General features: G+C 69.6%; 25 protein-coding genes, 1 tRNA gene and 1 pseudogene. 14 read left to right on the top strand and 13 right to left on the bottom strand.

Annotated features, from left to right (window positions below; genetic code table 11):
- The first annotated feature begins 198 nt into the window (after positions 1-198).
- Both AB0K60_RS32765 and AB0K60_RS32760 read left to right on the top strand, forming a co-directional pair.
- Entirely contained in the window at positions 199-1,362 is a 1,164-nt protein-coding gene (locus tag AB0K60_RS32765) for an aminotransferase class I/II-fold pyridoxal phosphate-dependent enzyme (RefSeq protein ID WP_364064054.1), read from the top strand.
- A gap of 163 nt (positions 1,363-1,525) precedes the next feature.
- On the top strand, positions 1,526-2,107 hold the full coding sequence (locus tag AB0K60_RS32760; protein WP_364064052.1) for an XRE family transcriptional regulator: 582 nt from the start codon (positions 1,526-1,528) through the stop codon (positions 2,105-2,107).
- A 47-nt stretch (positions 2,108-2,154) separates the two neighbouring features.
- On the opposite strand, the gene AB0K60_RS32755 is transcribed toward AB0K60_RS32760, so the two are convergent.
- Positions 2,155-2,682, bottom strand: coding sequence for a DinB family protein (locus tag AB0K60_RS32755; RefSeq protein WP_364064049.1), 528 nt, complete (start codon positions 2,680-2,682; stop codon positions 2,155-2,157).
- Positions 2,683-3,326: 644 nt separating this feature from the next.
- Between AB0K60_RS32755 and AB0K60_RS32750 the strand changes: the two genes are divergently transcribed.
- Positions 3,327-3,539 carry a hypothetical protein gene (locus AB0K60_RS32750; protein WP_364064047.1) on the top strand — a complete coding sequence of 71 codons (213 nt, stop codon included), beginning with the start codon at positions 3,327-3,329 and terminating at the stop codon, positions 3,537-3,539.
- A 188-nt stretch (positions 3,540-3,727) separates the two neighbouring features.
- Here AB0K60_RS32750 and AB0K60_RS32745 read toward each other — a convergent pair whose 3' ends face one another.
- From AB0K60_RS32745 to AB0K60_RS32735, 3 genes are read right to left on the bottom strand one after another with little or no spacing between them, the layout of a single operon-like run.
- Positions 3,728-3,877, bottom strand: a complete 150-nt coding sequence (locus AB0K60_RS32745) for a hypothetical protein (RefSeq protein ID WP_364064045.1) — start codon at positions 3,875-3,877, stop codon at positions 3,728-3,730.
- Positions 3,874-4,008 carry a hypothetical protein gene (locus AB0K60_RS32740; protein ID WP_364064042.1) on the bottom strand — a complete coding sequence of 45 codons (135 nt, stop codon included), beginning with the start codon at positions 4,006-4,008 and terminating at the stop codon, positions 3,874-3,876. The genes AB0K60_RS32745 and AB0K60_RS32740 overlap by 4 nt, the downstream gene beginning before the upstream one ends.
- Complete coding sequence (locus AB0K60_RS32735; protein WP_364064040.1) at positions 4,005-4,349, bottom strand: hypothetical protein; 345 nt, start codon at positions 4,347-4,349, stop codon at positions 4,005-4,007. Before AB0K60_RS32735 ends, AB0K60_RS32740 begins: the two co-directional genes overlap by 4 nt.
- An 816-nt stretch (positions 4,350-5,165) precedes the next feature.
- On the opposite strand from AB0K60_RS32735, the gene AB0K60_RS32730 reads away from it, so the two are divergent.
- From AB0K60_RS32730 to AB0K60_RS32710, 5 genes are all read left to right on the top strand, one after another.
- Positions 5,166-5,549: a transposase gene (locus AB0K60_RS32730; protein ID WP_364064038.1), complete on the top strand. Its 384-nt coding sequence runs from the start codon at positions 5,166-5,168 to the stop codon at positions 5,547-5,549.
- 154 nt (positions 5,550-5,703) lie between these two features.
- Entirely contained in the window at positions 5,704-6,147 is a 444-nt protein-coding gene (locus tag AB0K60_RS32725; protein ID WP_364064035.1) for a hypothetical protein, read from the top strand.
- 198 nt (positions 6,148-6,345) lie between these two features.
- Entirely contained in the window at positions 6,346-6,930 is a 585-nt protein-coding gene (locus AB0K60_RS32720; protein ID WP_364064032.1) for an NUDIX hydrolase, read from the top strand.
- On the top strand, positions 6,900-7,271 hold the full coding sequence (locus AB0K60_RS32715; protein ID WP_364064029.1) for a hypothetical protein: 372 nt from the start codon (positions 6,900-6,902) through the stop codon (positions 7,269-7,271). The genes AB0K60_RS32720 and AB0K60_RS32715 overlap by 31 nt, the downstream gene beginning before the upstream one ends.
- Positions 7,272-7,274: 3 nt before the next feature.
- The gene (locus AB0K60_RS32710) at positions 7,275-8,093 is read left to right on the top strand and encodes a protein phosphatase 2C domain-containing protein (protein WP_364064027.1); all 819 of its coding nucleotides are present in this window, start codon (positions 7,275-7,277) and stop codon (positions 8,091-8,093) included.
- Positions 8,094-8,166: 73 nt separating this feature from the next.
- On the opposite strand, the gene AB0K60_RS32705 is transcribed toward AB0K60_RS32710, so the two are convergent.
- Together AB0K60_RS32705 and AB0K60_RS32700 are read right to left on the bottom strand one after the other, a co-directional pair.
- Positions 8,167-8,258, bottom strand: a tRNA-Ser gene (locus tag AB0K60_RS32705).
- An 87-nt stretch (positions 8,259-8,345) separates the two neighbouring features.
- A pseudogene (locus tag AB0K60_RS32700) lies at positions 8,346-9,275 on the bottom strand (MinD/ParA family protein); the annotation flags it as partial.
- Between the two features lie 2,034 nt (positions 9,276-11,309).
- Between AB0K60_RS32700 and AB0K60_RS32695 the strand changes: the two are divergent.
- Entirely contained in the window at positions 11,310-12,266 is a 957-nt protein-coding gene (locus AB0K60_RS32695; RefSeq protein ID WP_364064024.1) for an NAD(P)H-quinone oxidoreductase, read from the top strand.
- 15 nt (positions 12,267-12,281) lie between these two features.
- A complete protein-coding gene (locus tag AB0K60_RS32690; RefSeq protein ID WP_364064021.1) occupies positions 12,282-12,821 on the top strand; it encodes a bacterial proteasome activator family protein in 540 nt (179 codons plus the stop codon).
- A 278-nt stretch (positions 12,822-13,099) separates the two neighbouring features.
- On the opposite strand, the gene AB0K60_RS32685 is transcribed toward AB0K60_RS32690, so the two are convergent.
- The gene (locus tag AB0K60_RS32685; protein WP_364064018.1) at positions 13,100-13,921 is read right to left on the bottom strand and encodes a Cof-type HAD-IIB family hydrolase; all 822 of its coding nucleotides are present in this window, start codon (positions 13,919-13,921) and stop codon (positions 13,100-13,102) included.
- Between the two features lie 470 nt (positions 13,922-14,391).
- Between AB0K60_RS32685 and AB0K60_RS32680 the strand changes: the two genes are divergently transcribed.
- Positions 14,392-14,595 carry a cold-shock protein gene (locus AB0K60_RS32680; RefSeq protein ID WP_364064015.1) on the top strand — a complete coding sequence of 68 codons (204 nt, stop codon included), beginning with the start codon at positions 14,392-14,394 and terminating at the stop codon, positions 14,593-14,595.
- Between the two features lie 399 nt (positions 14,596-14,994).
- On the opposite strand, the gene serS is transcribed toward AB0K60_RS32680, so the two are convergent.
- The 3 genes from serS to AB0K60_RS32665 all read right to left on the bottom strand — a co-directional run bounded on the left by serS (position 14,995) and on the right by AB0K60_RS32665 (position 18,917).
- Positions 14,995-16,257, bottom strand: a complete 1,263-nt coding sequence (gene serS / locus AB0K60_RS32675; RefSeq protein ID WP_364064013.1) for a serine--tRNA ligase — start codon at positions 16,255-16,257, stop codon at positions 14,995-14,997.
- Positions 16,258-16,444: 187 nt separating this feature from the next.
- The gene (gene pheA, locus AB0K60_RS32670; protein ID WP_364064010.1) at positions 16,445-17,431 is read right to left on the bottom strand and encodes a prephenate dehydratase; all 987 of its coding nucleotides are present in this window, start codon (positions 17,429-17,431) and stop codon (positions 16,445-16,447) included.
- A gap of 85 nt (positions 17,432-17,516) precedes the next feature.
- On the bottom strand, positions 17,517-18,917 hold the full coding sequence (locus tag AB0K60_RS32665) for a glycosyltransferase 87 family protein (RefSeq protein WP_364064008.1): 1,401 nt from the start codon (positions 18,915-18,917) through the stop codon (positions 17,517-17,519).
- A gap of 1,564 nt (positions 18,918-20,481) precedes the next feature.
- Between AB0K60_RS32665 and AB0K60_RS32660 the strand changes: the two genes are divergently transcribed.
- Positions 20,482-21,858 (top strand): hypothetical protein, encoded by a 1,377-nt coding sequence (locus AB0K60_RS32660; RefSeq protein WP_364064005.1) that lies wholly within the window; start codon positions 20,482-20,484, stop codon positions 21,856-21,858.
- Here AB0K60_RS32660 and mptB read toward each other — a convergent pair.
- The 3 genes from mptB to AB0K60_RS32645 all read right to left on the bottom strand — a co-directional run bounded on the left by mptB (position 21,740) and on the right by AB0K60_RS32645 (position 25,010).
- Positions 21,740-23,302 (bottom strand): polyprenol phosphomannose-dependent alpha 1,6 mannosyltransferase MptB, encoded by a 1,563-nt coding sequence (mptB, locus tag AB0K60_RS32655; protein ID WP_364064003.1) that lies wholly within the window; start codon positions 23,300-23,302, stop codon positions 21,740-21,742. The two genes, AB0K60_RS32660 and mptB, sit on opposite strands and share 119 nt — an antisense overlap.
- A 98-nt stretch (positions 23,303-23,400) precedes the next feature.
- Positions 23,401-24,126, bottom strand: coding sequence for a glycosyltransferase (locus tag AB0K60_RS32650; RefSeq protein WP_364064000.1), 726 nt, complete (start codon positions 24,124-24,126; stop codon positions 23,401-23,403).
- Between the two features lie 536 nt (positions 24,127-24,662).
- Positions 24,663-25,010 (bottom strand): STAS domain-containing protein, encoded by a 348-nt coding sequence (locus AB0K60_RS32645; protein ID WP_364064133.1) that lies wholly within the window; start codon positions 25,008-25,010, stop codon positions 24,663-24,665.
- Positions 25,011-25,175: 165 nt separating this feature from the next.
- Here AB0K60_RS32645 and AB0K60_RS32640 point away from each other — a divergent pair, with 165 nt between their 5' ends.
- Both AB0K60_RS32640 and AB0K60_RS32635 read left to right on the top strand, forming a co-directional pair.
- The gene (locus AB0K60_RS32640; protein ID WP_364063998.1) at positions 25,176-25,688 is read left to right on the top strand and encodes a hypothetical protein; all 513 of its coding nucleotides are present in this window, start codon (positions 25,176-25,178) and stop codon (positions 25,686-25,688) included.
- Positions 25,689-25,869: 181 nt separating this feature from the next.
- Positions 25,870-26,051, top strand: a 182-nt coding sequence (locus AB0K60_RS32635; RefSeq protein ID WP_364063996.1) for a hypothetical protein, incomplete at its 3' end; no start/stop codon positions are given.

Raw genomic sequence — 26,051 nt, 5'->3', positions numbered from 1 at the left:
CACCGGGGAAACCCGTGGCATGCCCACCGTCTGCTGATTCACCCGAAACGATCGGGGCATCACCAACAGGGAAGTTCGATGCCGTTCGCCCCCGGTTACCGGGATCGGATGGCTTGTCGTTCGCTGCCCCGTTCACCCCCGAGGGGTTCATCGCGTCGCGGTGGCCGCCAGAGCGAAAGGGCTCCTACCATGACGACCATGACGACGTCGCGCTTCGACGACATTTCGATCGACGCACTCCGCGAGGCCGGCAGCGTCAAATGGTCGAACTTCCCCGGCAAGATCGGCGCGTTCATCGCGGAGATGGACTTCGGCACCGCCGCGCCCATCACCGAGGCGCTGCACGCCGCCGTGGACGTGGGCGCCTTCGGATACCTGCCGCCGGCATTGATCGACCGCATGGCGCGGTCCTGCGCGCAATGGTCCCGCTCCCGCTACGGGTGGGACGTTCCCCCCGCCGCCATCCGCCCGGTGCCGGACGTGGTCGCCGCGTTCAGCGCCGCCATCCAGTACTTCACCCGCCCGGGTTCGCCCGTCATCCTGCCGACCCCGGCGTACATGCCGTTCCTGACGGTCCCCGGAGAGCTGGGCAGGGACATCATCCAGGTGCCGATGCTCAAAACGGACGGCCGTTGGCGCTACGACCTGGACGCGCTGGACGCCGCCTTCGCCGCCGGCGGCCATCTGCTCGTCGTGTGCAACCCGCACAACCCCATCGGCCGCGTGCTCACCCCCGACGAGATGACCGCGATCTCCGAGATCGTGCACCGTCACGACGGCCGCGTCTTCGCCGACGAGATCCACGGCCCGTTGACCTACCCGGGTCACCGGCACGTCCCGTACGCGTCGATCTCGGAGACCGCCGCCGCCCACACGATCACCGCCACCTCGGCCTCGAAGGCCTGGAACCTCCCCGGCATGAAGAGCGCCCAGGTGATCTTCACCAACGAGGCGGACCTGGAGAAATGGTCACAGGTCGGCGGGTACGTCGAGTACGCCGCGGCCAACCTGGGCCTGGCCGCGACCATCGCCGCGTACTCGTGCGGCGAACCCTGGCTCGACGAGGTGCTCGCGTACCTCGACGGCAATCGCGCGTACTTGTCCCGGCTCCTGGCCGAACACCTTCCCCAGGTGCGATACGACCCACCGGAGGGCACCTACCTGGCCTGGCTCGACTGCCGCGACCTCGCCCTGGACGAGCCCCCCGCGCAGTTCTTCGCCGACAAGGCCGACGTGGTCATGACCGAGGGCCTGCTCTGCGGCGACGCGGGCACCGGCTTCGCCCGTTTCAACTTCGCCACCCCGCGCCCGATCATGCGCCTGGCCGTCGAGCAGATGGCCAAGGCCCTCGCCGAGCGGTAGCGGACACGGGACATCGCGCAACCCTCCGCCGAAGCCCGGGTCCGATACACCGATCTCGGACTCGCGGCCCGCCGCCCCAACGGCCCTGCCGGGGCCGACGCACACCACCTAAAAACGGCAAACCCATCTGCCATTCCAGCACGACCGGCGAGACGATCGGACTATGGACGACGATCTGGTCAAGGCCTTGGCGGTGGTGGCCCCCCGTCTCCGCGCCCTACGCCGACAACGCGACATCACCCTGACCGACCTGTCCGCCACCACCGGCATCTCCATCAGCACCCTGTCCCGCCTGGAGTCCGGCGAGCGCCGCCCCACCCTCGAACTGCTCCTCCCCCTCGCCAAGGTCTACGCCGTGACCCTGGACGAACTCGTCGGCGCCCCCCTCACCGGCGACCCACGCGTCCACATGCGCCCGGTCAGCAGAAACGGCATGACCTTGATCCCCCTGACCCGGCGAGCCGGCGGCATCCAGGCCGTCAAGATGATCATCCCGCCGAACGTCAGATGCGAACCCGACCTGCGTACCCACGAGGGCTACGACTGGATGTACGTCCTCAGCGGCCGCCTCCGCCTCATCCTCGGCGAACACGACCTCATCCTCACCCCCGGCGAAGCCGCCGAGTTCGACACCCGCGTCCCCCACTGGTTCGACAGCGTCTCCCCCGACTCCACCGAGGTCCTCGCCCTCTTCGGCCCCCAGGGCGAACGCGCCCATTTGCGCGCCCGCCCCGCCCCCAGGTGATAGGCGAGCCACCGCCACCTCGGAGCACGCGCGTGACGCGCCGCCGATCAGCCCATGGTCTTGGCGCCGTCCAAGGACTCCCGGATGATGTCGGCGTGACCGGCGTGCTGAGCGGTCTCGGCGATGATGTGCAGCACCACCCGACGGGCCGACCACGACGTGTCCTCGTACCACGGGCCCTTCGGCAGCGGCTGGGCGGCGTCCAGGTCCGGCAGGCCGGCGACCACCTCGTCCGTACGGCGAGCCACCTGCTCGTATCCGGCCAGCACCCCGGCGAGCGTCTCACCGGGCAGCATGCGGAACTCGTCGGCCCGCCGCTCAAAGTCCGCCTCGGTCATGGAGCCGAAGTCGCCCATCGCCGACGGCCCTTCCAAAATGAAGTCCACCCAGGTCCGCTCGGTCGCGGCCACATGCTTGATCAGCCCACCCAGGCACAGCTCGCTGACGGTCGTCCGCTGCCCGGCCTGCTCGTCGGTCAGGTCACGTGTGGTGTAGCGCAGGAAGTTCCGGTGCTTGGCCAGTGTCTCCAGCAAGTCGGCGCGCTCGCCCCTGACGGCCTCGGTGTTGACGCTCATGCTCTTCCGCCTCCGGTTGTCTCGGTTCTTCGGTCGGTGATGAAGCTAGGCGGCATAGCGGTCATGTTCTGACCTGTACTCCGAAAGATCGGCGAACGCCGCACGCGAACCTCAAGGAGGGCGTCGGCATGCCCTGTCGCCAGCCGGAAATCCCCACGCGGATGTGCGAACATCACCCCATGACGATGATCAGAAAGGGCCATGCCGCGTAGGCGCCCCTCGATGATTCGCGCAAGCGGATCGATATGCCGGACTCACAGACCTTCGATCCATCAGGTTGCCGGCCTCGCACGCCGCCCCATGACGGCGGTGATCGCGCTGGAGCATACCCGGATGAGACCGGGCACGGTGGCCGAGGCACTGTTGGCCTGGACCCAGGCGGTCCTTCCCGGCACCGTCGACCGGATCGGCCCCGCATGCATATGTCCAGAGTGCAGCGGAGACGCGCCACGCCAACGACTCGAACACGCGCTCATCACCTTGCCGCCCTGGGCTCGGCCGTACCTTCTCAGCCTGGTCTCCCCCATCGACCGGGCTTTTCTCGCCCGGACCGCGCACGACCCCCATGCATCGCCCGACCTGCCGTGGTGGCGGCAACGGCGTCGTCCGCCCCTCGAAGACGGCGAGAGCTGACCGCACTCCGCATGTGGCCGGTCGGCTGGGATGCCGGCGAGTTGCGTGACGAGGAGGTCGAGGCGCTCATCCTGCCCGTTCGCAGGGATACGACCGCCGTCCGACAGAGTGACCATGCCGTGCAACGCGCTCCAGAGGACTTCGGCGACCAGTTCGCGTCGCATGTTGTCCGGACGAAGCCCAAGGTGGCCGCCTACAACATCCACGGCGGCACGCAGCGGTAATGCTGACGGACCAGTGTGCTCCTCCTCATCGCGTAACCGCACCACACGCCGTTCCATCGGGCCGTCACCCCCCACAACGGATGGGCAATGAAGCGCGCGCAAACCGGCGATGTGTGGTGCTGGACGCGGCGGCGGGTCCTCCCCCACTGATCCCCCTCCCCGGGAGCCTCACGCCGCCGCGTCCAGGGCTATTGGCCGCTCGACTCGTCGTCCAACTCGCCGAGCATCTCGCCGGACGCCCCCTGGTCGTACTCGACGGCGGCCGGATCGTTCTCCGCGAGGCGTTTGGGCGAGGCGATGTAGGCCATGTGCGACAGGAACTGCGGTCCGCCGATCACACCCACCTCCCGCTGATGGACGGACCTAGAAAGGACGGATACCGCGCTTCCAGCCACGACAGCAGCGCCTCGAGCGCAGCCTGCCCCTCATCGGCTTCCTGGCCGTCTACCGGCCTGCCCTGCTCGCTCATGTCCACCTCCCGTCCAGGTCACCGGCCGTCTCGGCCGCCCACGTCTTTGCCCCCAACGCCGCCGGCCTGGCGGCACCGCCCCCTGAGGCGCGCGGCATCGGCCGCGCGCAAGTGACCGGCCAGGCGATGGACCACGCCACCGCGGCCATGTCGAGCATCAACGGCCGCTCGAGGCGGTCGGCGACGGCATCGCCCTCGATGACCGCAGTGAACACGCGCGGATGCACCGAAACCGCACAGACCAGGGCGGCGAGCCCGACGGTCAGTCCGCCGATATAGGCCGCCAGAGCGGCAGGCTCACCCGCCACCCGAATGAGAGATTTACTCGTAAGGGAAGCCATGGGATGAGAGTGACGGCCACACCATCCCCCAAAGTTTCACAAGTTCGTGAACACCTCGCCCCGCAGCACGCCGACCCGCCCCGCGACCGACTCAGCCCTCCCGCCGCGCCACCACTCCAGGTCCATCGACATCCGGGTCGCCCCGTGCCATCGCATGGTCGCGCGTCGTCCGGAGAGTCACCCGCCACACCGAATATGGCATCGTCCCAAGAAGCCGTACGGCCTCCCGGGCCCAATTCTCGTGCGTGAGCGTCTTCTGCCGATTAATGGGCAACGCGGCATACGCAGGCAAGCCGTGCCGTGGACACTTCTTAAATCGGTGGCCACGCCCATAGCGCCACCGCGCCGGACGACCGGCAGACTCAATCGAACCACTGAGGTCAAAGCGAACATCGGCCCTCACAGCATCACCCACCAGTGGAGGCCAACCCGCTTCACAGTACGATCGCCGATGATAATCCGGGGCCAACTCTCGCAGGCTACGAAACCGTCATGGAAATGAGCTTGTCGTCCTTTAGAAACCATATCCAACTGCGCCAGTGCGACTTGGTCGAGCACACTACACACATCTCCAATCCGTCAGGCTCAGCGGTTGACTTCCCAAGTTGGCTGATACCTCCTGCCAAAGGGGCGTAGCTGACCATGACGAGCACGGGATGCTTCAGCCGCTTAAGCACCGCGGTCATCTGACGGGCGTTGCAGCTATGGGAGCCCAGGCCATCCTTGTCCGCAGTGCCCGGTGCGCCGGAGAGCCAGTCAGCGTTACATGCGGCAGAAAGCCGGGTGAACCCGGCCAGCGCGTCGTAGCGAGTTTCATTGGGCGACCGTTTTCTGGGTGAAGGCCGCAAGTCGTTTGGTGAGACCGACTATGCCGCCTTGCCGGACGCCGCCCATCAGCGACTCGGCGGCGCGATCGTGGTCTGCCGGGACAACCTGAACACCCACATCAGCGCCAGGATGCGCGCGTTGATCGACGCCCGCCCGTGGCTGACGATCATCCGGCTGCCCGCCTACGCCCCCGAACTCAACCCGGTCGAGGCGGTCAAGGCTCATCTGAAGTGCCCACTGACCAACCTGGCCAAAAAAGACGCTCGACGAGCTCGCCCGGCTGGTCAAGATACGGCTGAAAAAGGTGGTGTACCGCCCCCAGCTCATCAGCGGCTTCCTCGCCAAGCCCTGCGTCGACTTCAGCCGCCGTGACCACAGCCTTCGAAGACCTCTAGTAGGACTGTGCTGCTCTGCGTTGGTGCTGCACAGCAGTGGCGTGAACCGTAATACTCGGTGGCGAAGGAGATAGCTACCAATTGCATCAACAATGCTGTGCTGGATCGATCCAGAGTGTATGTAGGGTCTCATGATCTGGTTACGACGACACTCCCACACCGCCGTCGCGCTTGCACTGGTCGGTTTCCTCACTGCCTGCGGCGGGACCACGACCGACAAGGACGCCGCCGCCATCATCGGCGACCTCGCCGCGAACGGCGTACCCGCCAAACTCGGCACCGTCTACGACGAGAACACCGACCCGAACAAGTTGCTTGGCCGCCCCAACGGTTACCTCAGCAAGGCTGAGTTCACCGATAGTAGGGTCAAGGCCGATAAGGCAGGCAGTGTTGAGGTGTTCGAGGACGCCAGTGGTGCCGAGGCCCGCGCCGAGTACATTCAGGCGCTCGGTAAGAATCCGATGCTCGCTGAGTACACGTACGTCAAGGGAAACGTTGTAGTGCGCGTGGACAAGGACATGGCCCCCTCCGACGCCAAGACGTACGAGGACGCACTTAACAAAATCGTCGAATAGCTTTCGACCTCGGCCGTAGCCCGGAGGCGTCGGCGGAAGGGGCCTGGCTCAAGGATGCATGCCCGGCCGCCGAGCGGGCGCAGGGCCGCGAGGCGGCGCGGAGCGCCACCCTTGATCTTATAGGCGTAATTCGGCAACGGCCGCAGGTCTCGGCCGGAAGCCGTATACGGCGGGGGTGTGGGGCGGTAGCTTCGCGGTGTGGTGAGGGACGGCGAGCGGACGCGTTGGGTCGTGCGTGGTGAGCGGCTGATCTATGACAACGAGTGGGTCCGGTTGGGGCTGGTCGATGTCGAGATCCCGGGTGGTGAGCGGTTCGAGCATCACGCGGTGCGTCTGGGGCGGGCGGCTATGACGGTCGTGGTCGACGATCAGGACCGCGTGTTGATGATGTGGCGGCATCGGTTCCTCTTCGACCGGTGGGGTTGGGAGCTGCCTGGCGGCTTGGTCGAAGTTGGGGAGGACCCCAGGGACACGGCCATCCGTGAGGTGGAAGAGGAGACCGGTCATCGGGTTCGGGAAATCGAGCATCTGATCACGTTTCAGCCGATGGTCGGCATGGTCGACTCCGAGCACATTGTGTTCCTGGCTCGCGGGGCTGAGCTGGTCGGGGAGCCTACGGGGGAGGTCGAGGCGGACCTGATCGAGTGGATCCCGGCCAGAGAGATCCCGGAGATGATCGCCCGCGGTGATCTGTGGAACTCAGGGGTGTTGGTCGGGCTGCTGTACGCGCGGGAACGGCTCAGGGGCAGGCCATGCACGACGCCTACCAGACCGATCCGGTGATCGGCTGGGATCGCGATGACAAGGGGTGGCTGCTTCGCGAACGGCGCACCGGCATCGTCTATCGTTCCGGCAGCCAGTTGCAACCGGAACAGCCGACCGACTCGGCCTATCTGGGGCGGCTGATGCGGCCGGACGGCAAGGGGACGTTCCTGGCGATCGCGGGTATCTGCCCCAACGGGTCGCTGGGAGTGGTTCAGCTGCTGGCCAACTCGATCGCGGCGCTGTGGGGCAAGTGGGCGATCAGCCGTTCTCGACAGTGGTTGCGGTCGAATATGACCCCGCAGACCGGGGAACCGGTCAAGGTTGAGCTCGCCAGTCCGCTGTACCGGCACGAGGAGTAGTGCATGCGCGTTACCTTCGCCAGCGAACCCGCCCACCCCGGCCGGGCCAATGAGGACTTCATCGCGGCCACCCCGCAGGCGGTGGTTCTCCTGGATGGTGCGGGTACCCCGGCGGGAGTCGACTCCGGCTGTTCGCACGGCGTGGCCTGGTACTCCCACACCCTCGGCTCCACCCTGCTGGCGTCGGTGACGCAAAGCGCCGGCGCCTTGCCCGAACTCCTCGCCGAGGGCATCAAGACCGTGGCGTCTCTCCATGATTCCACCTGCGATCTGGCTCATCCCGGCTCCCCCTCGGCAACGGTCGTCGTGCTGCGTCAGACCGCCGGGGAGCTGGAGTGGCTGGTTCTGGCCGACTCGGTCCTGGTCCTGGATGCCAGAGAGACAGAGCCGCTCGTGGTCTGCGATGAACGCGAGGGCCAGATCGGGGCACGCTACCGGGCGGCGATGAACGCCCTGCCTGGCGGCACTCCCGAGCACACTCAGGCGCTCCGCGAGTACATCCAGGCCATGCGCGAGCACCGCAACCGCGACGGTGGCTTCTGGGTCGCCTCGATCGACCCCCTCGCCGCCGAGCAGGCCCTGACTGGGACCGTCCCGGCCGATCGGGTGGCTGCCGCGGCCGTGCTGAGTGACGGGGCCTCCCGGCTCGTCGACCGGTTCGAACTGGCCACCTGGCGGCAGGCGCTCGATGTCCTGGCTCAGGACGGCCCGGAGGAGCTGATCAGCCGGGTTCGCGCAGCGGAACGATCGGACCCGGTCGGGTCTCGCTGGCCGCGCGGCAAGATTTTCGATGACGCCACCGCCGCCTTCTGCCGCATTTGAAACCCCGGCGTCCGAACGATCAACGGCACCCGATCGCAGCGTTCTCGCCGGTCAGGTGCCGTTTCAGGGGGATTGGCGGAGAGCGTGGGATTCGAACCCACGAGACCGGTCACCCGGCCTAGCGGTTTTCAAGACCGCCGCCATCGTCCACTAGGCGAGCTCTCCTTGTGGCCACCCGTACGGGTGTCACGATGCACTTTAGTGTCTCACTGGGGTGCGTGGGGACGCGAGTGAGTTTGGGTGCGTCGTGCGTCAGTACTGGGGGCCGGCGAAGCCGTCGCCTACGGCGGCGGCTAGGCGGAGGTAGGCGTCGAGGGTGGCGGGTTGGAGGCGGTCTAGGTCGATTTCGGCGCCTTCTTCGAGGTGGGGGTCGTAGGGGACGCGGACGACCGAGCGGCAGCGGGCGGCGAAGTGGGCCTCGAGGCGGTCGAGGTCGACCGTGGACTTGGAGCGGGGGCGGACGCTGCACAGGACCACGGAGGCGGCCTTGACCAGGTCGCCGTAGTGGTGGGCTTCGAGCCAGTCGAGGGTGGCGGAGGCGGCGCGGGCGCCGTCCACCGAGGGGGAGCTGACCAGGACGATCTGGTCGGCCATACCGAGGACGCCGGACATGGCGGAGTGCAGGAGGCCGGTGCCGCAGTCGGTGATGCAGATGGAGTAGAAGTTTTCCAGGATTTGGGCGATGGTCTGGTAGTCGGTCGCGCTGAAGGCCTCCGAGACCGAGGGGTCGCGGTCGGAGGCGAGGATCTCCAGGCGGGAGGGGGCCTGGGAGGTGAAGGCGCGGATGTCGACGTAGCGCTGGATCTGGTCGCGCTCGTTGAGCAGGTCGCGGACGGTGGCCGAGGTCTCCAGGACGACCTTGTCGGAGAGGGTGCCGCGGTCGGGGTTGGCGTCGACGGCGATGACGCGGTCGCCGCGGACCTGGGCGAGGGTGGCGCCGAGGCCGACGGTGGTCGTGGTCTTGCCGACGCCGCCCTTCAGGCTCAGTACGGCGACGCGGTGGTGGCCGCTGGCGACGGGGGTGCGGGCGCGGGAGACCAGTTCGCGGCGGCGCCGTACCTCGGCGGACTCGCCCGGCTTGATCCAGCCGGCGGACGCCTTGTAGACCAGGCGGCGCCAGCCGCTCGCCGGGGCGTTGCGGCGGCCCTTCAGCAGGTTCTGCGGGTCGAGGCTGTCGGCGGTCGGCTTCGACGTGGCGGCGGGCAGCCGGGTGGGCGAGGTGAACGCCTGCTGTGGGATCGGGCGGCGGCGGGCATGCTGGGCACGGTGTTCCGCGGTGGGACGGTCCCCGGCAGAACGGTCCATAACGGGCTCGGGGCGGGGTGACGCGGCGGGGTCGACACGGGGTGCGGCGGGCGATGCGCTGTCGGAGAGGGCCGATGCGAGCGGGTCAAGGTCCGTACGCGACGACGCCTGGGTGTCCCGGCGCGAGGACGTCTGCGCGTCCGTGTCCGCGTGCGGGAATGCCTGGGGGCCGGTGTCGGTACGCGGGAACGGCGCAGGCCCTGTGTCCGCCTGGGGGCCGGTGTCCGTGCGGGGGAAGGCCGCAGAGCCCGCGTCCGCCTGCGGGAACGGCTGAGGGCCGGTGTCGGTGCGCGGGAACGGCTGAGGGCCGGTGTCCGTACGCGGAAACGCCTGGGGGCCGGTGTCCGTGCGGGGGAAGGCCGCAGAGCCCGCGTCCGCCTGCGGGAACGCCTGCGATCCGGTGTCGGTACGCGGGAACGCCTGCGGCCCCGTGTCCGTACGCGGGAAGGTCTGTGCGGCCAGGTCGGGCCGTGAGAACGTCTGAGTGCCTGCATCCGCCTGCGCAAGGTCCTCTGCGCCCTTGTCCTCGCGCGGGAACGCCTTCGGGCCGGTGTCCGTACGTGAGGGCGTCTGCGGCCCCCTGCCCATGCTCAGCGGCGGCTGCGGACCGCTGTCCATGCCGGAGGTTCCGGAAATGCCGGAAGGACCCAGCGGCGACTGCGGCCCGGCGTCGAGGCCCGACGCGCCTGGCCGCAGACGAGATTCGCCCGGCGCGCGCAGGTGCGAATCGGTCTCGGTGGACGACGTGGCGGAGGACGGCAGGGGGTCCGTCAGCGGGTCCGTGAGCGGGTTCGGGGTGGGGGTGCGGGGCTCCGGGCGCGATGACGGGTCGGAGGTGCCGCTCGACGGGCCGGTCTGGCGCGCGCCGTACGAGGGCTCGGGCGGGGTCTCGCGCTTGCGGGTCTTGCGGTCCACGCGCGGCGCCGTGTCCCGGTCGCGTGCGTCGCCGCCCGACATGAACGCCTCGAAGCGCTTCTGCTCCAGATCGTCGTCATCGTCCGTGACGGCCGACGAAGGCGGCGGTACGGCCGGCTCCAGCCAGCCCCGTACCGGCTGCTCCTTGGACGTCTCGGAGTCCGGCGCGGAGGCGGCGGAGGGGACGGACGGGAACGATGCACGCGACTCGACGTCGAAAGCCCCCAGGGAGCCGGTCGAGCGGCCGCCGGTGTCGCGCGCCCGGTCGCCGAACGCTCCGAGGCCGAGTGGATCGGCCTTCGCGGGCTTGGGCAGGGGCTCCAGGAACGTGTCGTCGGTACGGCCGAGCCCGGAAGGCGACATGCCAGGCCCCGCCGTGCCAGTGCTCTCAGCCCGCGAGGATCCGGCGGACGCGTCGTCGGAACGCCCGCTCCCCCTGGAAGCCCCCCAACCGGTCGCATCCACAGAGGACGACCCGGACGTCGAGCCGATGCCGGAGGAACCCGTACCAGAATCCGAAGAAGAAGATGAAGCAGCAGCAGCACCGGTTGAAGTGCCGCCAGCCGAACCGGACCGCTGCGGCTTGACGGGCCGGGTGGCGAGAGGATCGTCGATCCTGGTCGTGTCCGCCGAGCCGGGCTCGTCGGCCACCGCCACCGAGGTGGGGTTGTAGACCGCGTCGATCGCCGCCCGGAACATCGGCGGCGGAGTCGGCGACGGATCCGTCGGCACGGCCAGCCACGGATCCTTGGGATACGGCGACCCGGTCTCCTCACCCACCGTGTCCAGGCTGGTGGGGACGTCCTCGTTCTCCTTGATGGCGTCGAGCCACGCAAGCTGCTCTTCGAGCGAACCAGGATCGTCGCGGTTCTGCCGTGCCACCGGGTCTCCCCCTCGGATTGGCTAAAGGGGTTGCAAACACAAAGAAGATTAGCGTCTCCCATTACCCGCAATCCGGCCAACTCTACACTTCGCCCGCCGGTTACCGTTGTCGTCATGCATGCCATCGTTATTTCGGAGCCGGGCGGCCCAGAGGTGCTGACCTGGCAGGAGGTCCCCGATCCGGTGCCCGGACCTGACGAGGTTCTGATCGACGTCGCGGCGTCGGCGGTGAACCGGGCCGATGTGTTGCAGCGTCAAGGGTTCTACAATCCGCCCCCGGGCGCGACGAAGGTGCCGGGGCTGGAGTGCTCGGGCGTGATCGCGCAGGTCGGGGAGAACGTCGAGGGCTTCAAGGTCGGCGACGAGGTGTGCGCCCTGCTGGCCGGCGGCGGGTACGCCGAGAAGGTCGCGGTGCCGTGGCAGCAGGTGATGCCGGTGCCGAAGGGGGTGCCGCTGGTCGAGACCGCGGCGCTGCCCGAGGTCACGTGTACGGTGTGGTCGATGGTGTTCATGGCGGCCCGGCTGCGGCGCGGCGAGACGCTGCTGGTGCACGGCGGCGCGAGCGGCATCGGCACGATGGCGATTCAGCTCGCCAAGGCGTTCGGGGCGCGGACGGTGGTGACGGTCGGGTCGTACGAGAAGGCGGAGCGCTGCCTCGCCCTCGGCGCGGACGAGGCGATCAACTATCGCGAGGAGGACTTCGCCGAGAAGGTGAAGGCCGACGTCATCCTCGACATCGTCGGCGCCAAATACCTCAGCAAAAACGTCGAAACACTCAACACCGGCGGACGCCTCATCATCATCGGCATGCAGGGCGGCACGAAGGGCGAACTGCACATCGGCATGCTGCTGAGCAAGCGGGCCTCGATCCACGCCGCCGGCCTGCGCGCCCGCCCGGTGGACGAAAAGGGCGTCATCGTACGCAGTGTGGTGGAAAACGTCTGGCCACTGGTCGAGACAGGCGCGGTACGGCCGGTAATCTACCAACGGGTACCCATTGACGAGGCCGCGTGGGCGCACCGGATGCTGGATTCCGGTGGTCACGTCGGCAAAATCCTGCTGGCCAGGTGAGCTAGGTTGAATGCCATGAGCCCTGAGGAGAGCACCCCTCAGATCGTGGTCGTCGGTCCCGATGGCCTGACGGTCGAGGGGGACAAGAATCAAGAGCGCGAGGAACGGTCGGTCACCGACCTGGTCGAGCAGCCCGCGAAGGTGATGCGGATCGGGTCCATGATCCGGCAGCTCCTGGAGGAGGTTCGCGCGGCGCCTCTCGACGAGGCGAGCCGCAAGCGGCTGAAGGAGATCCACCAGAGCTCCATCAAGGAGCTCGAGGACGGCCTGGCGCCCGAGCTGGTCGACGAGCTGGAACGGCTGTCGCTGCCCTTCACCGACGACAACGGCGAGCCGCCCAGCGACGCGGAGCTGCGGGTCGCCCACGCCCAGTTGGTCGGCTGGCTGGAGGGCTTGTTCCACGGCATCCAGACGACGCTGTTCGCGCAGCAGATGGCCGCCCGTGCCCAGCTTGAGCAGATGCGCCGTGCCCTCCCGCAAGGCCTCTCCGTTCCCGGAGGCCGCGCGGGCGAGGAGGGCCAGCAGCACCCGCGCGCATCCGGCCCGTACCTCTAGGTCCTCCAGGTCCTCCAGGTACGGCCCAGCCCACCCCAGGCGAGTGCCGGTACGGCCTGCCCCGCCGCCAAGCGGGCATCGCCCTGCCCACTCGCCGGTGGGCGCACGCCCGCACACCCCCGCGACCGCGCGGCCCGCGACCATCGGGCGCACCCCCCCGACAGCGCCATCCCGACCATCCGGGCCATCCCGGCATCCCGCCACCGCGCCACGCCCCCACGCCCCTTCGGCCCGCCAACAAACGGCCGTAGTGGGAGAGGTAGGAAAGCCGCGCCTCCTCAGCCGTAGTACCGCTCCAGCACCTGGGCGACGCCGTCCTCGTCGTTGGCTGCCGTGACGTGGTCCACGACGGCGAGTACGTCGGGGTGTGCGTTGGCGACCGCGTACGAGGTGCCTGCCCAGATCAGCATGGGCAGGTCGTTGGGCATGTCGCCGAACGCGACGACCTCGTCCGGCTTGATCCGGTGCTCCGCGGCGAGGGTGGCGAGGGCGGACGCCTTGGTCACCCCGTAGGCGCTCATCTCGATGAGGGCGCGTCCGCTGGAGTGGGTGGCGGTGACCAGGTCGCCGACGAGCCGGTGCACGCGCGTGTGCAGATGGTCGGGGTCCATGGTCTCGTGCAGGGCGAGGAGTTTGGCGGCCGGGCGGGAGATGAGCGTGGAGGTGCCCACGCGCAGCCCCAGCCGCTTCGCGCCGTCCATGTCCCTGGCCCACTCCGCGTCCCAGTTGCCGACCCGGAACGACGACTCGTGGGCGAAGCCGCCCTCGTACTCTGCGGAGAAGGCCAGCCCGGGGATCTCGTCGCGGAGCCGGTGCACGACCTCCTCAAGGACCGCCGTCTCGATCAGGTGGGATTCGACGATGCGCTGGGTGTGCAGGTCGTAGACGAGCGCGCCGTTGGCGCAGATGGCCAGGCCGCGGTGGTTGACGGCGGCGGCGACGCCGTTCATCCAGCGGGGCGGCCGGCCGGTGACGAAGACGAGGATCGCACCGGCGTTCTCCACTCGTGCGAACGCCTTCGTGGTTCGGGACGACACCGTGCCATCCGATCGGATCGCGGTGCCGTCCAGGTCGGTGGCGACGAGGCGAGGAACTCCCATAACACGCTCCAGTCTGCACTGTTCGCCGGGAAGGTCCACATACCGAGCGCCATCGGGCGGTCGCATGGAGGCCCGCGTCCGCCGTCCCGCCGATGGGGAGGAAGTCGCGGCACCGAAGGAGATAACCCGCGAATTTGGGGCAGAAGGTGTACGAGAGGAGTACGAGCGTGGCGGGGGCGGACGTGCGAACGTGAGCGGGGCTACGGAAGTGGGCGGTCGGCGGGCACCGACAGGTAGCGGACATGCACGGAAAGCGCGCGTCCCTCAACGGAACGCTCCACTACGACGAAATCTGTTGGGTACGGGAACACAAGGTCCGCCCGATGGTGTTAGATGTGATGGAGTTGTATTAGCTGTTCCCGATGTGTCAAACCAGCTTGACTGTCTGAGCCACCCGGGTAGCTGTGCGACAACATGTGGGGTTCACGAGGTGTGAATCCCAGGGTTATTTGCTGTTAGGGAGAGCTTTAATGGCTCAGGGTACCGTCAAGTGGTTCAACTCGGAGAAGGGCTACGGCTTCATCGCTCCGGACGGCGGAGCTCCGGACGTCTTCGTCCACTTCTCTGAGATCGTCGGCAACGGCTACCGCAGCCTTGAGGACGGCCAGCGGGTCGAGTTCGAGGTGACCCAGGGCCAGAAGGGCCCGCAGGCGTCGCAGGTTCGCGGCATCTGACCACTGACATTCTGACGGCGGGGTTCGCTCATGCGGGCCCCGCCTTCGCTGTTTCCCCGGCTGTTCCCGCCCCTGTGCCCGGCGCGTACGGCACGGGCCTGCCGTCGGGAGTCCAGCTCGTCATGCGCGTAGATGGTCGGCCAGGGCGCGGGCACGCGGATGTTCCCCGCACCCCGTCCGGACAGCAGGAAGGCGGAGTTCGCGCAAGAACTCCGCCTTCGTTCGTTCTTCACTTATAGCGAGGCGAAGCTCACGGCTTGTCGCGCCCTACCTGATTTCGCCCGCTTGAGGGGAAGGTCCGCGCCCGGCCGCTCCTGCCGCTTTCCCGCCCCCGGCTTCCTCGTTCGTACGCGGTTCCCACCGGAACGCCTTGACGGCTTTTTTGTCTATTTTGCCCGGTCATCGGATTGGCTTGAGGACATCCAGACCGACGTACGGACGCAGCGCCTTCGGCACCACCACCGACCCGTCCGCCTGCTGGTGATTTTCAAGTATCGCGATGATCCAACGAGTGGTGGCAAGCGTGCCGTTCAGCGTTGCGACAAATTGCGGCTTACCGTTTTCATCCCGGTAACGAACCTTCAAGCGCCGAGCCTGAAACTCCGTGCAGTTCGACGTCGAGGTTACCTCCCGGTAACGCCCCTGGGTCGGAATCCACGCCTCGGTGTCGTACTTGCGCGCCGCCGACGAGCCGAGGTCCCCGGCCGCCACGTCGATGACGCGGTACGGCAGCTCGACCTTGGCGAGCATCTCCTTCTCCCAGTTGAGCAGCCGCAGGTGCTCCTCATGCGCCTGCTCCGGCAGGCAGTACGAGAACATCTCGACCTTGTCGAACTGGTGGACGCGCAGGATCCCCCGGGTGTCCTTGCCGTACGACCCGGCCTCGCGCCGGTAGCACGACGACCACCCGGCGTACCGCGCGGGCAGCGAGCGGGCGTCGAGGATCTCGTCGGAGTGGTACGCGGCGAGCGGCACCTCCGACGTCCCCACCAGATACAGGTCGTCGGCCTCGACGCGGTAGACCTCCGAGGCGTGCGCGCCGAGGAAGCCGGTGCCGGCCATCGCCTCGGGCTTCACCAGCGACGGCGTGATCATCGGCGTGAAGCCGTTCTCGATCGCCTGCTGTATGGCCAGGTTGAGCAGGCCGAGCTGCAGCCGCGCCCCGACGCCGGTCAGGAAGTAGAACCGCGCGCCGGACACCTTCGCGCCGCGCTCGATGTCGATCGCGCCGAGCAGCTCGCCCAGCTCGATGTGGTCGCGGGGCTCGAAGTCGAACTCCGGCCTCTCCCCGACCTCCTCCAGGACGACGTAGTCCTCCTCGCCGCCGGCCGGCGCGCCCTCCTCGACGATGTTCGGCACCGTCATGAAGGTCTCGTCGAAGCGCGCCGCCAGCTCCGACGCCTCGGCCTCGGCGGCCTTCACCTGGGCGGCGAGCTCCTTGGCCCGCGCGAGCAGCGCCTCGCGCTCCTCCCCCTTGGCCGACGACACCGACCTGCCGACGCTCTTCTGCTCGGCGCGCAGCGACTCGAACGAGCTCAACGCACTGCGACGACGCTCGTCGAGGTCAAGCAGCACGTCGACGACCGAGTCGTCCTCGCCGCGGGCACGCTGCGATGCCCGTAGCCGGTCCGGGTCCTCACGAAGGGTACGCAGGTCAATCACACTTCAAAAGGCTACCGGTGTACGGCGGCGCCCCGCGCCGCAATTAGCACCGACACGCCCATAGACAACCCGGCTTTTCGGTAAGCGCCGACCCGACCACAGAGCGTCGGCACCCGCGCCCACGCCCCACGCCCGCACTCGCGCTCGCGCTCAGGGTGTCGGCGCACGGGGAGCGTCCGCCCCGGTGTCAGATCCTTCCGGACCTCATCCCTTCGAGCCAGCGCGCCGCCTCGGCGAAGTCCTCGTTCGTGGTGCCGGGCTTTATCTGCGGCGCGACCGCGTCGGCCCGGGGGTAGCTGCCGAGGAAGCGCAGTTCGCCGCAGATGCGGTGCAGGCCGGCGAGCGCGTCGCCCACCCGGGCGTCGGCGATGTGCCCCTCGCAGTCGAAGTGGAAGAAGTACCGCCCGATGCCGTCGCCGGTCGGCCGCGACTCGATTCGGGTCAGGTTGATGCCGCGCACCATGAACTCGCTCAGCATCTCCAGCAGCGCGCCCGGGTGGTCATCCTTCAGGAAGGCGACCATCGAGGTACGGTCGGCCCCGGTCGGCTCCGGCAGCGGACCGGGCTTGCCGACCCGGACGAACCGGGTGACCGTGTCGGAGCGGTCGCCGATGTTCGACGCCACCTCGATCAGTCCGTAGTGCTCGGCCGCGATCGGATCGGCGATCGCCGCGTCGTACGGCGAGCCGGGCTCGCCCACCTCCCGAGCCGCGCCGGCCGTCGAGGCGGCGGCGATCACCACGGCGTCGGGCAGCTCGCGGGCGAGGAAGTTGCGGCACTGGGTGATGGCGGCCGGGTGGGAGATGACGCGCTTGATGTGCGGCAGCTCGGTGCCCTCGCGGGCCAGCAGGGAGAACTGCACCGGCATCAACAGCTCGCCGGTGATGAGCAGGTGCTCGCCCCAGGCGAACTCGTCGAGGGTGACGGTGATCGCGCCCTCCAGCGAGTTCTCCAGCGGGACGACGGCGCCGTCGGCCTCGCCGCTGCGGGCCGCCTCCATCGCCGCCGGAATGTTCACGCAGGGAAGTCCCCGCGCGTCGGGTGCCATGATCCGGAGCGCGGCCTCGGCAAAGGTGCCCTCGGGGCCCAGATATGCGAGTGTGGGCGTGTGAGCAGTCTGCTCATCGGGCGCTTGTGAGGACTGGGAGCCCTCCTGGGACGGCACGTTCGACATGTGCACTAGGGTATCCGCCCTGGCGAGCGCGTACCGTGCAGTCTTACGTGTTGCGGGTCGTGTTCCCCTTCACACCGAAGCAGGGCTATTCGGCCGAATCGCCCTGCACGCCGCGTACCTTGCCCTCGCCGCCCTCGCTGGAATCACCTGACGCGCCGACTCCGCTTTCCGCATCCGATGCGGGAGCGCCGACCGCGACACCCTCCCCGCCGGGTACCGCATCGCCGACGCCGTCGCCCTCCAGGTCGCCGCGTGGCACGGGTTCCCGTCGCAGCCGGTGGCCGAGCAGCCACACCAGCGCCAGCGCCCCGAGGCCGAAGGCGTCCTGCACGACGCGCCCCGCCACGGGACTGAGCACGGGGATCTCCGCGGCCCGCAGCGACACGCCCCACCAGGGGATGGTGAGCACGTAGTAGAGCCAGATCCCGGCGGCCGTCCACAGGCGTACCCGGTCGCGCCCGGCCGCCACGACCGCGCCGAGGATCACGACCACCCAGGCCAGGTGGTGGATCCAGGCGACGGGGGACAGCAGCACGGCCATCAGTCCGGTGAGCGCGACGGCCGTCATGGTGTCGCCGTCGAGGAACGCCCGGCGCGCGGCGCGGAAGCCGTACCAGCCGACGACCGCGACCAGGGCGAGCCAGATGACGCTGGCGAGCGCGTCGGGCAGGTAGAGGCGGAGCAGCATGCCGCGCATCGACTGGTTGGTGGTGGCGGCGTTGGCGCCGAGGCGCTCGGAGTCGAGCAGCGCGGAGAACCAGAAGTCGGCGGCGTCCTGCGGGATGACGGCGAAGGGGGCGAGGGTGAGCAGGGCGGCGGTGAACACGGCCATGAAGAACGCGCTGCGCTGCTCACGATCGCCGCGGGGGCCGAAGCCGGTGATAAGGAGATAAATCAGGAAAACGCCGGGGGTGAGCTTGACCGCCGTGGCGAGCCCGATCAGCGCGCCGCGCGGCCACCACGGGCGGCGGGCCACGCAATCGGCCAGGCAGAGCATCACCAGCAGGATGTCTATCTGCCCGAACCGTACCTGATCCCTGATCGGCATCAGGTACGTGCAGGCGGCCACGAGCAGCCCGAACGCCACCGGCGCCCAAGGCCCGGAGAATCGTCCGCCCGGCCTCTCCAGGGCCTCGCGGAAGGCGTATCGGACGGTCACGGCGAGCGCGACGAAGATCCCCACGGTCCACACCCACTGCGCGACCGGCCAGGACATCCAGGCCAGGGGGATGGCGAGCAACACCGAGATCGGCGGGTAGGTGAAGGGCAGCAACTGCGGCGCGGGAGTGACGACGTCGTAGACGGGCAGTCCGTCAAGGACGCTCTGCCCGCCGGTGCGGTAAACCTCCAGATCGACCAGCCGCTGATCGTCGGGATTGCTCAGCCAGTACGCCACCAGCGGCGCCGCCGCCACGACAATGATCAGAAGCGACAGCAGCCAGGTCCAAGAGGGCCGCTTGATCGCGGAGATCTCGCCAGTCGTCACGACCCGGCAGGCTACCGCGACATACGGCAGACTGGTGGGCCCGCACACCAACGGCACCACGAGCAGAAAAGGCGAAACGGGACACCAGATGGGGGCATCACACCCGAACGCGACCGGCGCAATGCCCACCCTGGCTCCCCGCCGCCGCCACACGCCGCCGCCAGCCATGGCAGGCGCCGTTCATCGGCGGCGCGCGTCCTGCCGAGCCCTCGGCGCGGGCGCGTGGCGGCTCGTGGTCACGGTCGCCTTGACGGCGATCCTCGTGCTCCTTGGGTACGGCGGGTACGGCTCGGCGAGCGCTTCGGCCGGGCGGGGCGTCACGGGATCGGCCGCCTCGACGCAAAGTCCGACCGGACGGGTGGTCATCATCGGGATACCCGGGCTGGAATGGTCGGATCTCGACCAGGACCGGACGCCGAACCTGTGGGGCATGGTCGGCCGGGGCGGCGTGGCGTCCCTTTCCACGCGGACGGTGCCACCGCCGGAGCGAGCGATCACCTGCCAGGTGGGCGGGTGGCTGACCGTGTCGGCGGGGCAACGGTCCGGCTCGAAGGACCCGGCGTGCACGGCACCGCCGGTGCCGGTGCGAAACCCTGACGGATCGGCCCGGGTGCCCGGATGGGCGGAGTTCGACGCGTTCAACGCCGCGAGTTCCTATCGGGCGCGGGTGGGCCTGCTCGGGCAGGCCGTACGCGACGCAGGTGGGCGCGTGGCGGCGGTCGGCGCGGGAGCCGCCCTCGGAGCTGCGGACAGGTCAGGAAATATCCCGGCATACGCTGATTCACTCGCCGAGCTGGGCGACCTCTCGCCGTACCACCTCATCCTCATCGAAATCGACGATCTCGTCCGCGTGGCACCGAACGGCGCCCCCGAACCATCGCCGGAGGCGCGGCGGCGAGCATCACAGACCGCCGACGCACGACTCGGCGAAGCTCTCCGACTGATCCCACAGGGCACGACCGTGCTGCTGGCCGGAATCTCCGACCTGACCGACAGCCCCCACCTGCACGTCGCGATCGCCATCGGCCCGTCGCCTCTCACGGGCGCGAGCGGCACGGGCACGAGCGGCGCGGGCGCGAGAGCGGCAAGCATCGGCACGAACGACACAACCGCTACAGGATCGGGCGAAACTGCGGAAACAAGCACGAGAAACCCGACGCGCACGAACCCGCGCAACACAACCAGTACCGACACCAGAGCGGCAACCACAGGCGCGCACACCACAACCAGCACAGACTCGGGCGGCACCGCGACAGACACGAACCCAGGCGAAACGACCAGCACCGACACCAGAGCCGCAACCACCGGCACGCAGACCACAACCAGCACAAACTCCGGCGTAACCCCGACACGCACGAACCCGCGCAACACAACCAGCACCGACACCAGAGCGGCAGCCGGCGCGCACACCACAACCAGCACAGACTCGAGCGGAACCGCACCACGCACGAACCCGGACGAAACAACCAGCACCGACACGAGAGTCGCGAGCGCAGGCGCGTCCGGCGCGGACCTAAGCGAAACCGCGGAAACGGGCACAGACGGTGGCGCCACGGCGAGCGGCGTGCCGTACCCGCGCGGATATCTCACCGCCGCCTCGACGCGTCAGAACGCCCTGGTCACGATCACCGACCTGACCGTCACCGCTCTGGGGACGCTGGGCGTTCCCACCCCGGCGGGCATGGTCGGACGGGCCTGGACGCCGGGCGGTGACGCCCCCGCGTCCACCGCCGCGACCGTCGCCGAACTCGCCGACGCCGACCTGGCGAGCCAGGTGCTGCGGGAGGTTCGGGCGCCGTTCTTCGGCGTGTTTGTGGCGGTGCAGTTGGTCTTCTATGGGATCGCCGCGATCGCCGTACGCAGGCGGCCGGGCCGGGGACGGGCGCTGACGGCCACGCAACTGGTGGCGGTGGTGAGCGGCGGGGTGGCGGTGTCCACGTTTCTCGCGCAGCTCGTGCCGTGGTGGAGTCTGCCGAACCCGATGCTGTGGCTGATCGTCACGATCCTCGGGTTCGCGGGGGTGATCGCCGCGGTCGCGTTCGCCGGGCCGTGGCGGCGGCACGTGCTCGGGCCGCTCACGGTCGTGGCCGGGGTGACGTCGGTGGCGTTGCTCGCCGACGTCATGACGGGCTCGCGGCTGCAGGTGAACGCGGTGACCGGGTACGAACCGGTCACCGGCGGGCGTTTCTACGGCTTCAGCAACATCGCCTTCGCCGTGTACTCGACCGGAACGATCCTCGCCCTCGCGGGCGTGGCCTGCTTCCTCGTCGAACGTGGCCGCCGGGTGCTCGCCGCGGTGGTCTGCCTGGCGTACGGGGCGTTCGCGATCGGCGCCGACGGCTGGCCCGGCTGGGGAGCCGACTTCGGGGGTGTGCCCGCGTTCGTGCTCGGCTTCGCGATCTTCATGCTGCTGGTCACCGGCCGCCGCGTCTCCCCCGTACGGCTCGCGCTGATCGCCGCCGCCGGAGGCACGCTGATCGCCGCGATCGCCGTGGCCGACTGGCTGCGCCCGGCCGATCGGCGTACCCACCTCGGCGCGTTCGTCCAGCAGGTGATCGACGGCGAGGCCTTCGCGGTCATCGGCCGCAAGCTCGGCGCCATGATCGGAACGCTCGGCAACCTGCCGCTCACCGCCCTCTCCCTGGCCGCGCTCGCGTTCCTGTACCTGGTGCTGGCCCGCCCGTCCGAGTGGGGCGCCTCGGCGCTCAGCCGCGCCTACGAGCGCGCCCCCGCGCTGCGCCCAGGCCTGTTCGGCGCGCTCACCTGCGCGCTCGTGGGCTTCCTGATCAACGACTCCGGCGTGGCGATCCCGGCCATGGCGCTCACGGTCGCGGTGCCGCTGACGCTCGCGGCGTCCGTACGCGCCCTCCAGCTCGCCACGCCCACCCCAGCAGAACGACCGTCAGCCCCAGCAGAACCCACGGCACAAAACTCGCCCTGACCCCGGTGACCAGCCACTCCAGATCCTCGGGCCGACCCGCCTGACGCGCCGGCAGATACCCCAGCGACAGCAGCCCCAGCCGCGCCACCGCGAACCCGTCCAGCGCCGTCGCGGGCACCAGCGCGAGCAACGCGAACAGCAACCCGTCGTACCAGGGCAGCGCATACGGCGTCGCCACCAGCCACGCCGCCACGACCACCACAGCCGCCCCGGGGGCCGCCGCGCTCCGCTCCCCGAGCCGGTACGGCTCCCGCAACGCCCGCGACAGCGCCCAGGCCAGCACCACGAGCAGCGCCAGCGACCCGGCCTGAATCCACGACCGGTAGGCCCCCGGCCCGAACAGCGCCTGCAGCCACCCCTTCACCAGCGACCACGGCGTCCCGAGCGAGACCATCTTGCTCGCCTCCAGCACCCGGTTCAGCGAGTACGGCCCGGCGAGCGCGTAGGCGACTCCGGCGACGGCGAGCGCGCTGCCCGCCACGACCACAAGCCGGCCCAGGCCATACCGGCCATACCAGCCAATCCAGCCGTACCGGCCATAACGGCCTCCGGCAGGCCGGAACCACCCCCCGTCGTCGGCCGAGCGACGCCCCGCCCACGCCCGACGTCCGCCGGACCCGCTCAGCTCGGCCTCCTGCGCCCCCGCAACCGGACCCTCCGCACCCCGCCGCTCCGCACCCCACGGACGCAGCGCCCAGGCCGCGCCGAGAGCGGCCAGACCGGCGTTCACCTTGACGGCGACGGCGAGGCCGAGGAAGGCTCCCGCCCCCGCGAGCCGACGGCCCGTGGCGGTCGTCCAGCCCGGCGAACCCCCGGTGACCAGGGCCGCGACCACACCGGCGACGGCGAGCGTGTCCACATGCGTCCCTGCGGCCAAGTGATAGATCATCAACGGGTTCGCCGCCCACAGCAGGGCCGCACGCGGCCGATCGGCCGGCGCGGTGAACCGGTGCAGCAGCAGCGCCACGGCGATGAAGGCCGCCGCGTTCACCGCCTGCATGGCGAAGACGGTGAGCCGTACCGACTCGCCCCCGACCAGGCTCGCCAGGGCCTGCACCGCCGTCACGACCGGTCCGTAGACGCTCGGCGTGTCCCGCCACTCCTCCACCGCGTCGGCGATCGGGTCGCCGGGCAGGGCGTCGGGGGTGGTGACGTACGGGTCGAGGCCGAGCGTCGCGATCCGGCCGTAGGCCGCGTAGTTCAGATGGTCCGCCGAGCCCGACGGAGGCAGAACCGCCAGCGCGGCGGCGGCCAGGCATCCGGCGAGCACCAGTCGCCGCGCGTCGGGCGCCCAGCCGCGCCGCAGCGCCGCCAGCCCCGCCGCGAGCCCCACCGTGCCCGCGACGAGGGCCGCCGCGGCGAGGGCGATGACCGTGTGCGGGCCGGGGGCGAGGCCCAGCGAGTACGGCGGGTGCCAGGGCGGCCCGGCCAGTCCCGGAACCATCGCCGACGGTCCCAGCAGGCCGATCAGGATCGTGAGCGCGACGCCCGCCGACAGGCCGCCGACGGCGAGGGCGGGCAGCGCGCGGACGCCGCGGGTCGTCAGCGCCGGCCGCCGCGCAGCTTGGCGAGGTTGGCGGCGATCACCGGCTCCCGTACGGCCAGCGCCCGCGCGACGTCGCGGAACTGCTTCGCCCGGTGCAGTTGCGCGCGCCAGTCGGTGCCGGTGGCCCGGTGCGCCATGTCCACCTCGATCTCGACGACCCGGAACCCCTTGCGGATCAGGTCGATGGTGAGGCCGGTCTCGACCCCGAACCCGTGGGCGAGCGGCCTGGCCGCCTCGAAGGCGGCGCGGGTGAGGCAGCGCTGGCCGTTGAGCGGCTGGGTGGCATCCCAGCCGACGGCCCGTTTGATGCCGTCGTGGGCGAGTCGTACGACGAAGCCGTGGCCGCCGCGTTTGACGCGGTTGGTGAAGACGGCGATGGTCATGTCCGCGGTGCCCGCGCGAACGGGTTCGATCAGCGGGGCCGCCCGGCCCGCGGTCGCGCCCAGGTCGGCGTCGAGGAAGAGCAGGTGACGGGGTGCGCCGTCGTCGAGCAGCGCCACGGCCTCGGCGCCGCTCTCCATCGCGGTGGCCTTGCCCCGGTTGCGGCTGTGCCGTACGACCCGAGCCCCGGCCGCCTTGGCCACGCGCCCGGTCTGGTCGGTCGACCCGTCGTCGACCACCACGACGAGGTCCACCCCGGGCAGTTCGAGGGCCGCGGTCACGGTCGCCGCGATGCGATCGGCCTCATCCTTCGCGGGAATGATCACCGCAGTGTCGCTCATGGCCCTTAAGGCTAGTGCTCCTCGGCGTAAATAAGCCTGCTGATCACCGGGCTCGGCTCGGTGGCGCCGTGGATACCGCCCGGCCGAGCGGGTCGGTCCCGACGATGCTCGCGGATGTCGCTCACGCGCCGACGCAGACGGCTCGGACCATCAGCTCGCATAACCGGATACGACCGGCAGGGACCACCCACGTTGTCGGGGGCGTTGTCGGGGGCGTTGTGAGGGGTTGTGAGTGCGGCTGCGACGCTGACGTGATCGCCCTGCGGATGCCCAAGAGACGCAACCGGTGCGGAAGACCGGCGGGAGGGCGTCGGCGGCGACGTGATCGGCGGGGCTCGGCCGACTGGACGCCACCGCGATGGCCGGACGCGATCGGTCCGACCGCCAACGCGATGGAGATGGCCGGGCATGGCCAACCAGGGATCGGCGACGCGGGTGCGCGCGTCGCCGGCGGTCGGTCGGGTGTGACCGTCGGAGGGCGTGCGTCTACCCGGCCCGGCACGGGGCGAGCATGCCGGGCGCGGGGCCGGCCGCGCCTAGCCGGACTGGTCGGTGAGCAGCTCGGCGGGTACGGCGTCGTGCACGGTGAACACCGAGTCCAGGCCGGTCACCTGAAGGATCTTGCGCACCGCAGGGCGCGGGGCGGCCACCTCCAACTGCCCGCCACGCTCACGCATGCGCTTGAGCGCGGACAGCAGGACGTTCATGCCGGTGGAGTCGCAGAACTCCACGCCGGACATGTCGATGACGATCCTCGCCGGGCCGTTCTCCAGCAGGCGAGCGAACTCGGCCTGCAGGCGCGGCGCGGTATAAAGATCGATTTCACCGGCGATGGCCATCACGGCGTAACCAGTTGTTGATCGAGTCGAGACGTTCAGCTCCACAGCGGGCACACTAGCGCCGTACCGGCTCTCGGTCACGCTCTCTGTCGATTCCTGACCTAACAGAAGAGTCGTCGGCCTCAGGTTCCCCGATTCCCTCACATGGAAACGGAGAGTCCGCGAGTATTGACTCTCCGAGATGCCGAGGTACGGGGGTCGAAGGGGCTCATGAGAACCGAACCACCCGAGGATCCGCATCGCGTCCTGCTGCGCGAGCGCCTGACGTCCATGCTGCACCGCGCGGAGCGCGCCTCGTCGTGGGCCGGTCGCCTGGCCCCGCTGCGCGCCCTGGTCAACCGGGACGGTCACGTCCCCGTCCGCGCCAAGCTCGCCGTGGAGGACCTGGACCTCCTCGCGACCGCCCGCGAGGAGCTGCTGTGCCTCGGCTCGCTCCTGCTGCGCCTGCTCGACCTGCACCAGCCGCGTGACGCGGGCGGCATCACCAGCGACGCCGCCCGCCCGATCCTGCGCTGCCGGAGCTGCATGTGGCGCTGGCCGTGCCCGACGTTCCGCGCGCTGGCCGAGTCCCTCCTCGGCTCCCGCCCCGCCGCACCGCGTACGGAGCCGCCCTCCGCCCCCGGCGCGGCCGGTGAAGGCCCCGCTGAAGCACCCTCCGGGGAGCGCGGCCTCCGGCTCGGCCGCCAAGGCCCCTCCACCGACCGCCTGTCCGCCGTCAGGTGAGCCGGGGGTGATCTGTTGACGAAGGAGACCGCACCGACAGGCGAATCCCTGCGCCTGCGGGCCATGTGCAGGACGAACAGGGGCACGACCTGGCCATAGGGTTTCCGCGGTGGTTTAGGCCACCAGAAGGCCCAAGGACGAGCCGCCGACCTGCACCAGACCTGAGCAAACAGCCGACCCGATGACCACCACCGGCCAGGCAAGGACGGATCCCAAAGAGGCACGACCCTGTCACAACGTTCCCCGAGCGGTGCAGGCCACCGGAGTACCCACGGACAAGCCGCCGAACGGCGCCAAGCCCGCCCGATCAGCCGACCCGATGACCACCATCGGCCAAGGAAGGACGGATCACAAAGAGGCACG

The sequence above is a fragment of the Thermopolyspora sp. NPDC052614 genome, assembly GCF_040678635.1.
Classification (GTDB): domain Bacteria; phylum Actinomycetota; class Actinomycetes; order Streptosporangiales; family Streptosporangiaceae; genus Thermopolyspora.
Note: the sequence above shows the minus strand (reverse complement) of the source record. Positions and strands in the feature narration are given on the sequence as shown.

Coding starts and splice junctions, on each gene's coding strand:
- pheA (WP_364064010.1), bottom strand. CDS start 17,431: ATGTCGAACGTGCCGTCCCAGGAGGGCTCCCAGTCCTCACAAGCGCCC.
- AB0K60_RS32695 (WP_364064024.1), top strand. CDS start 11,310: ATGCATGCCATCGTTATTTCGGAGCCGGGCGGCCCAGAGGTGCTGACC.
- AB0K60_RS32725 (WP_364064035.1), top strand. CDS start 5,704: ATGATCTGGTTACGACGACACTCCCACACCGCCGTCGCGCTTGCACTG.
- AB0K60_RS32680 (WP_364064015.1), top strand. CDS start 14,392: ATGGCTCAGGGTACCGTCAAGTGGTTCAACTCGGAGAAGGGCTACGGC.
- AB0K60_RS32650 (WP_364064000.1), bottom strand. CDS start 24,126: ATGAGCGACACTGCGGTGATCATTCCCGCGAAGGATGAGGCCGATCGC.
- AB0K60_RS32755 (WP_364064049.1), bottom strand. CDS start 2,682: ATGAGCGTCAACACCGAGGCCGTCAGGGGCGAGCGCGCCGACTTGCTG.
- AB0K60_RS32690 (WP_364064021.1), top strand. CDS start 12,282: ATGAGCCCTGAGGAGAGCACCCCTCAGATCGTGGTCGTCGGTCCCGAT.
- AB0K60_RS32685 (WP_364064018.1), bottom strand. CDS start 13,921: ATGGGAGTTCCTCGCCTCGTCGCCACCGACCTGGACGGCACCGCGATC.
- AB0K60_RS32740 (WP_364064042.1), bottom strand. CDS start 4,008: ATGAGCGAGCAGGGCAGGCCGGTAGACGGCCAGGAAGCCGATGAGGGG.
- AB0K60_RS32715 (WP_364064029.1), top strand. CDS start 6,900: ATGCACGACGCCTACCAGACCGATCCGGTGATCGGCTGGGATCGCGAT.
- AB0K60_RS32735 (WP_364064040.1), bottom strand. CDS start 4,349: ATGGCTTCCCTTACGAGTAAATCTCTCATTCGGGTGGCGGGTGAGCCT.
- AB0K60_RS32765 (WP_364064054.1), top strand. CDS start 199: ATGACGACGTCGCGCTTCGACGACATTTCGATCGACGCACTCCGCGAG.
- AB0K60_RS32760 (WP_364064052.1), top strand. CDS start 1,526: ATGGACGACGATCTGGTCAAGGCCTTGGCGGTGGTGGCCCCCCGTCTC.
- AB0K60_RS32750 (WP_364064047.1), top strand. CDS start 3,327: ATGTGGCCGGTCGGCTGGGATGCCGGCGAGTTGCGTGACGAGGAGGTC.
- AB0K60_RS32640 (WP_364063998.1), top strand. CDS start 25,176: ATGAGAACCGAACCACCCGAGGATCCGCATCGCGTCCTGCTGCGCGAG.
- mptB (WP_364064003.1), bottom strand. CDS start 23,302: ATGGTTCCGGGACTGGCCGGGCCGCCCTGGCACCCGCCGTACTCGCTG.
- AB0K60_RS32710 (WP_364064027.1), top strand. CDS start 7,275: ATGCGCGTTACCTTCGCCAGCGAACCCGCCCACCCCGGCCGGGCCAAT.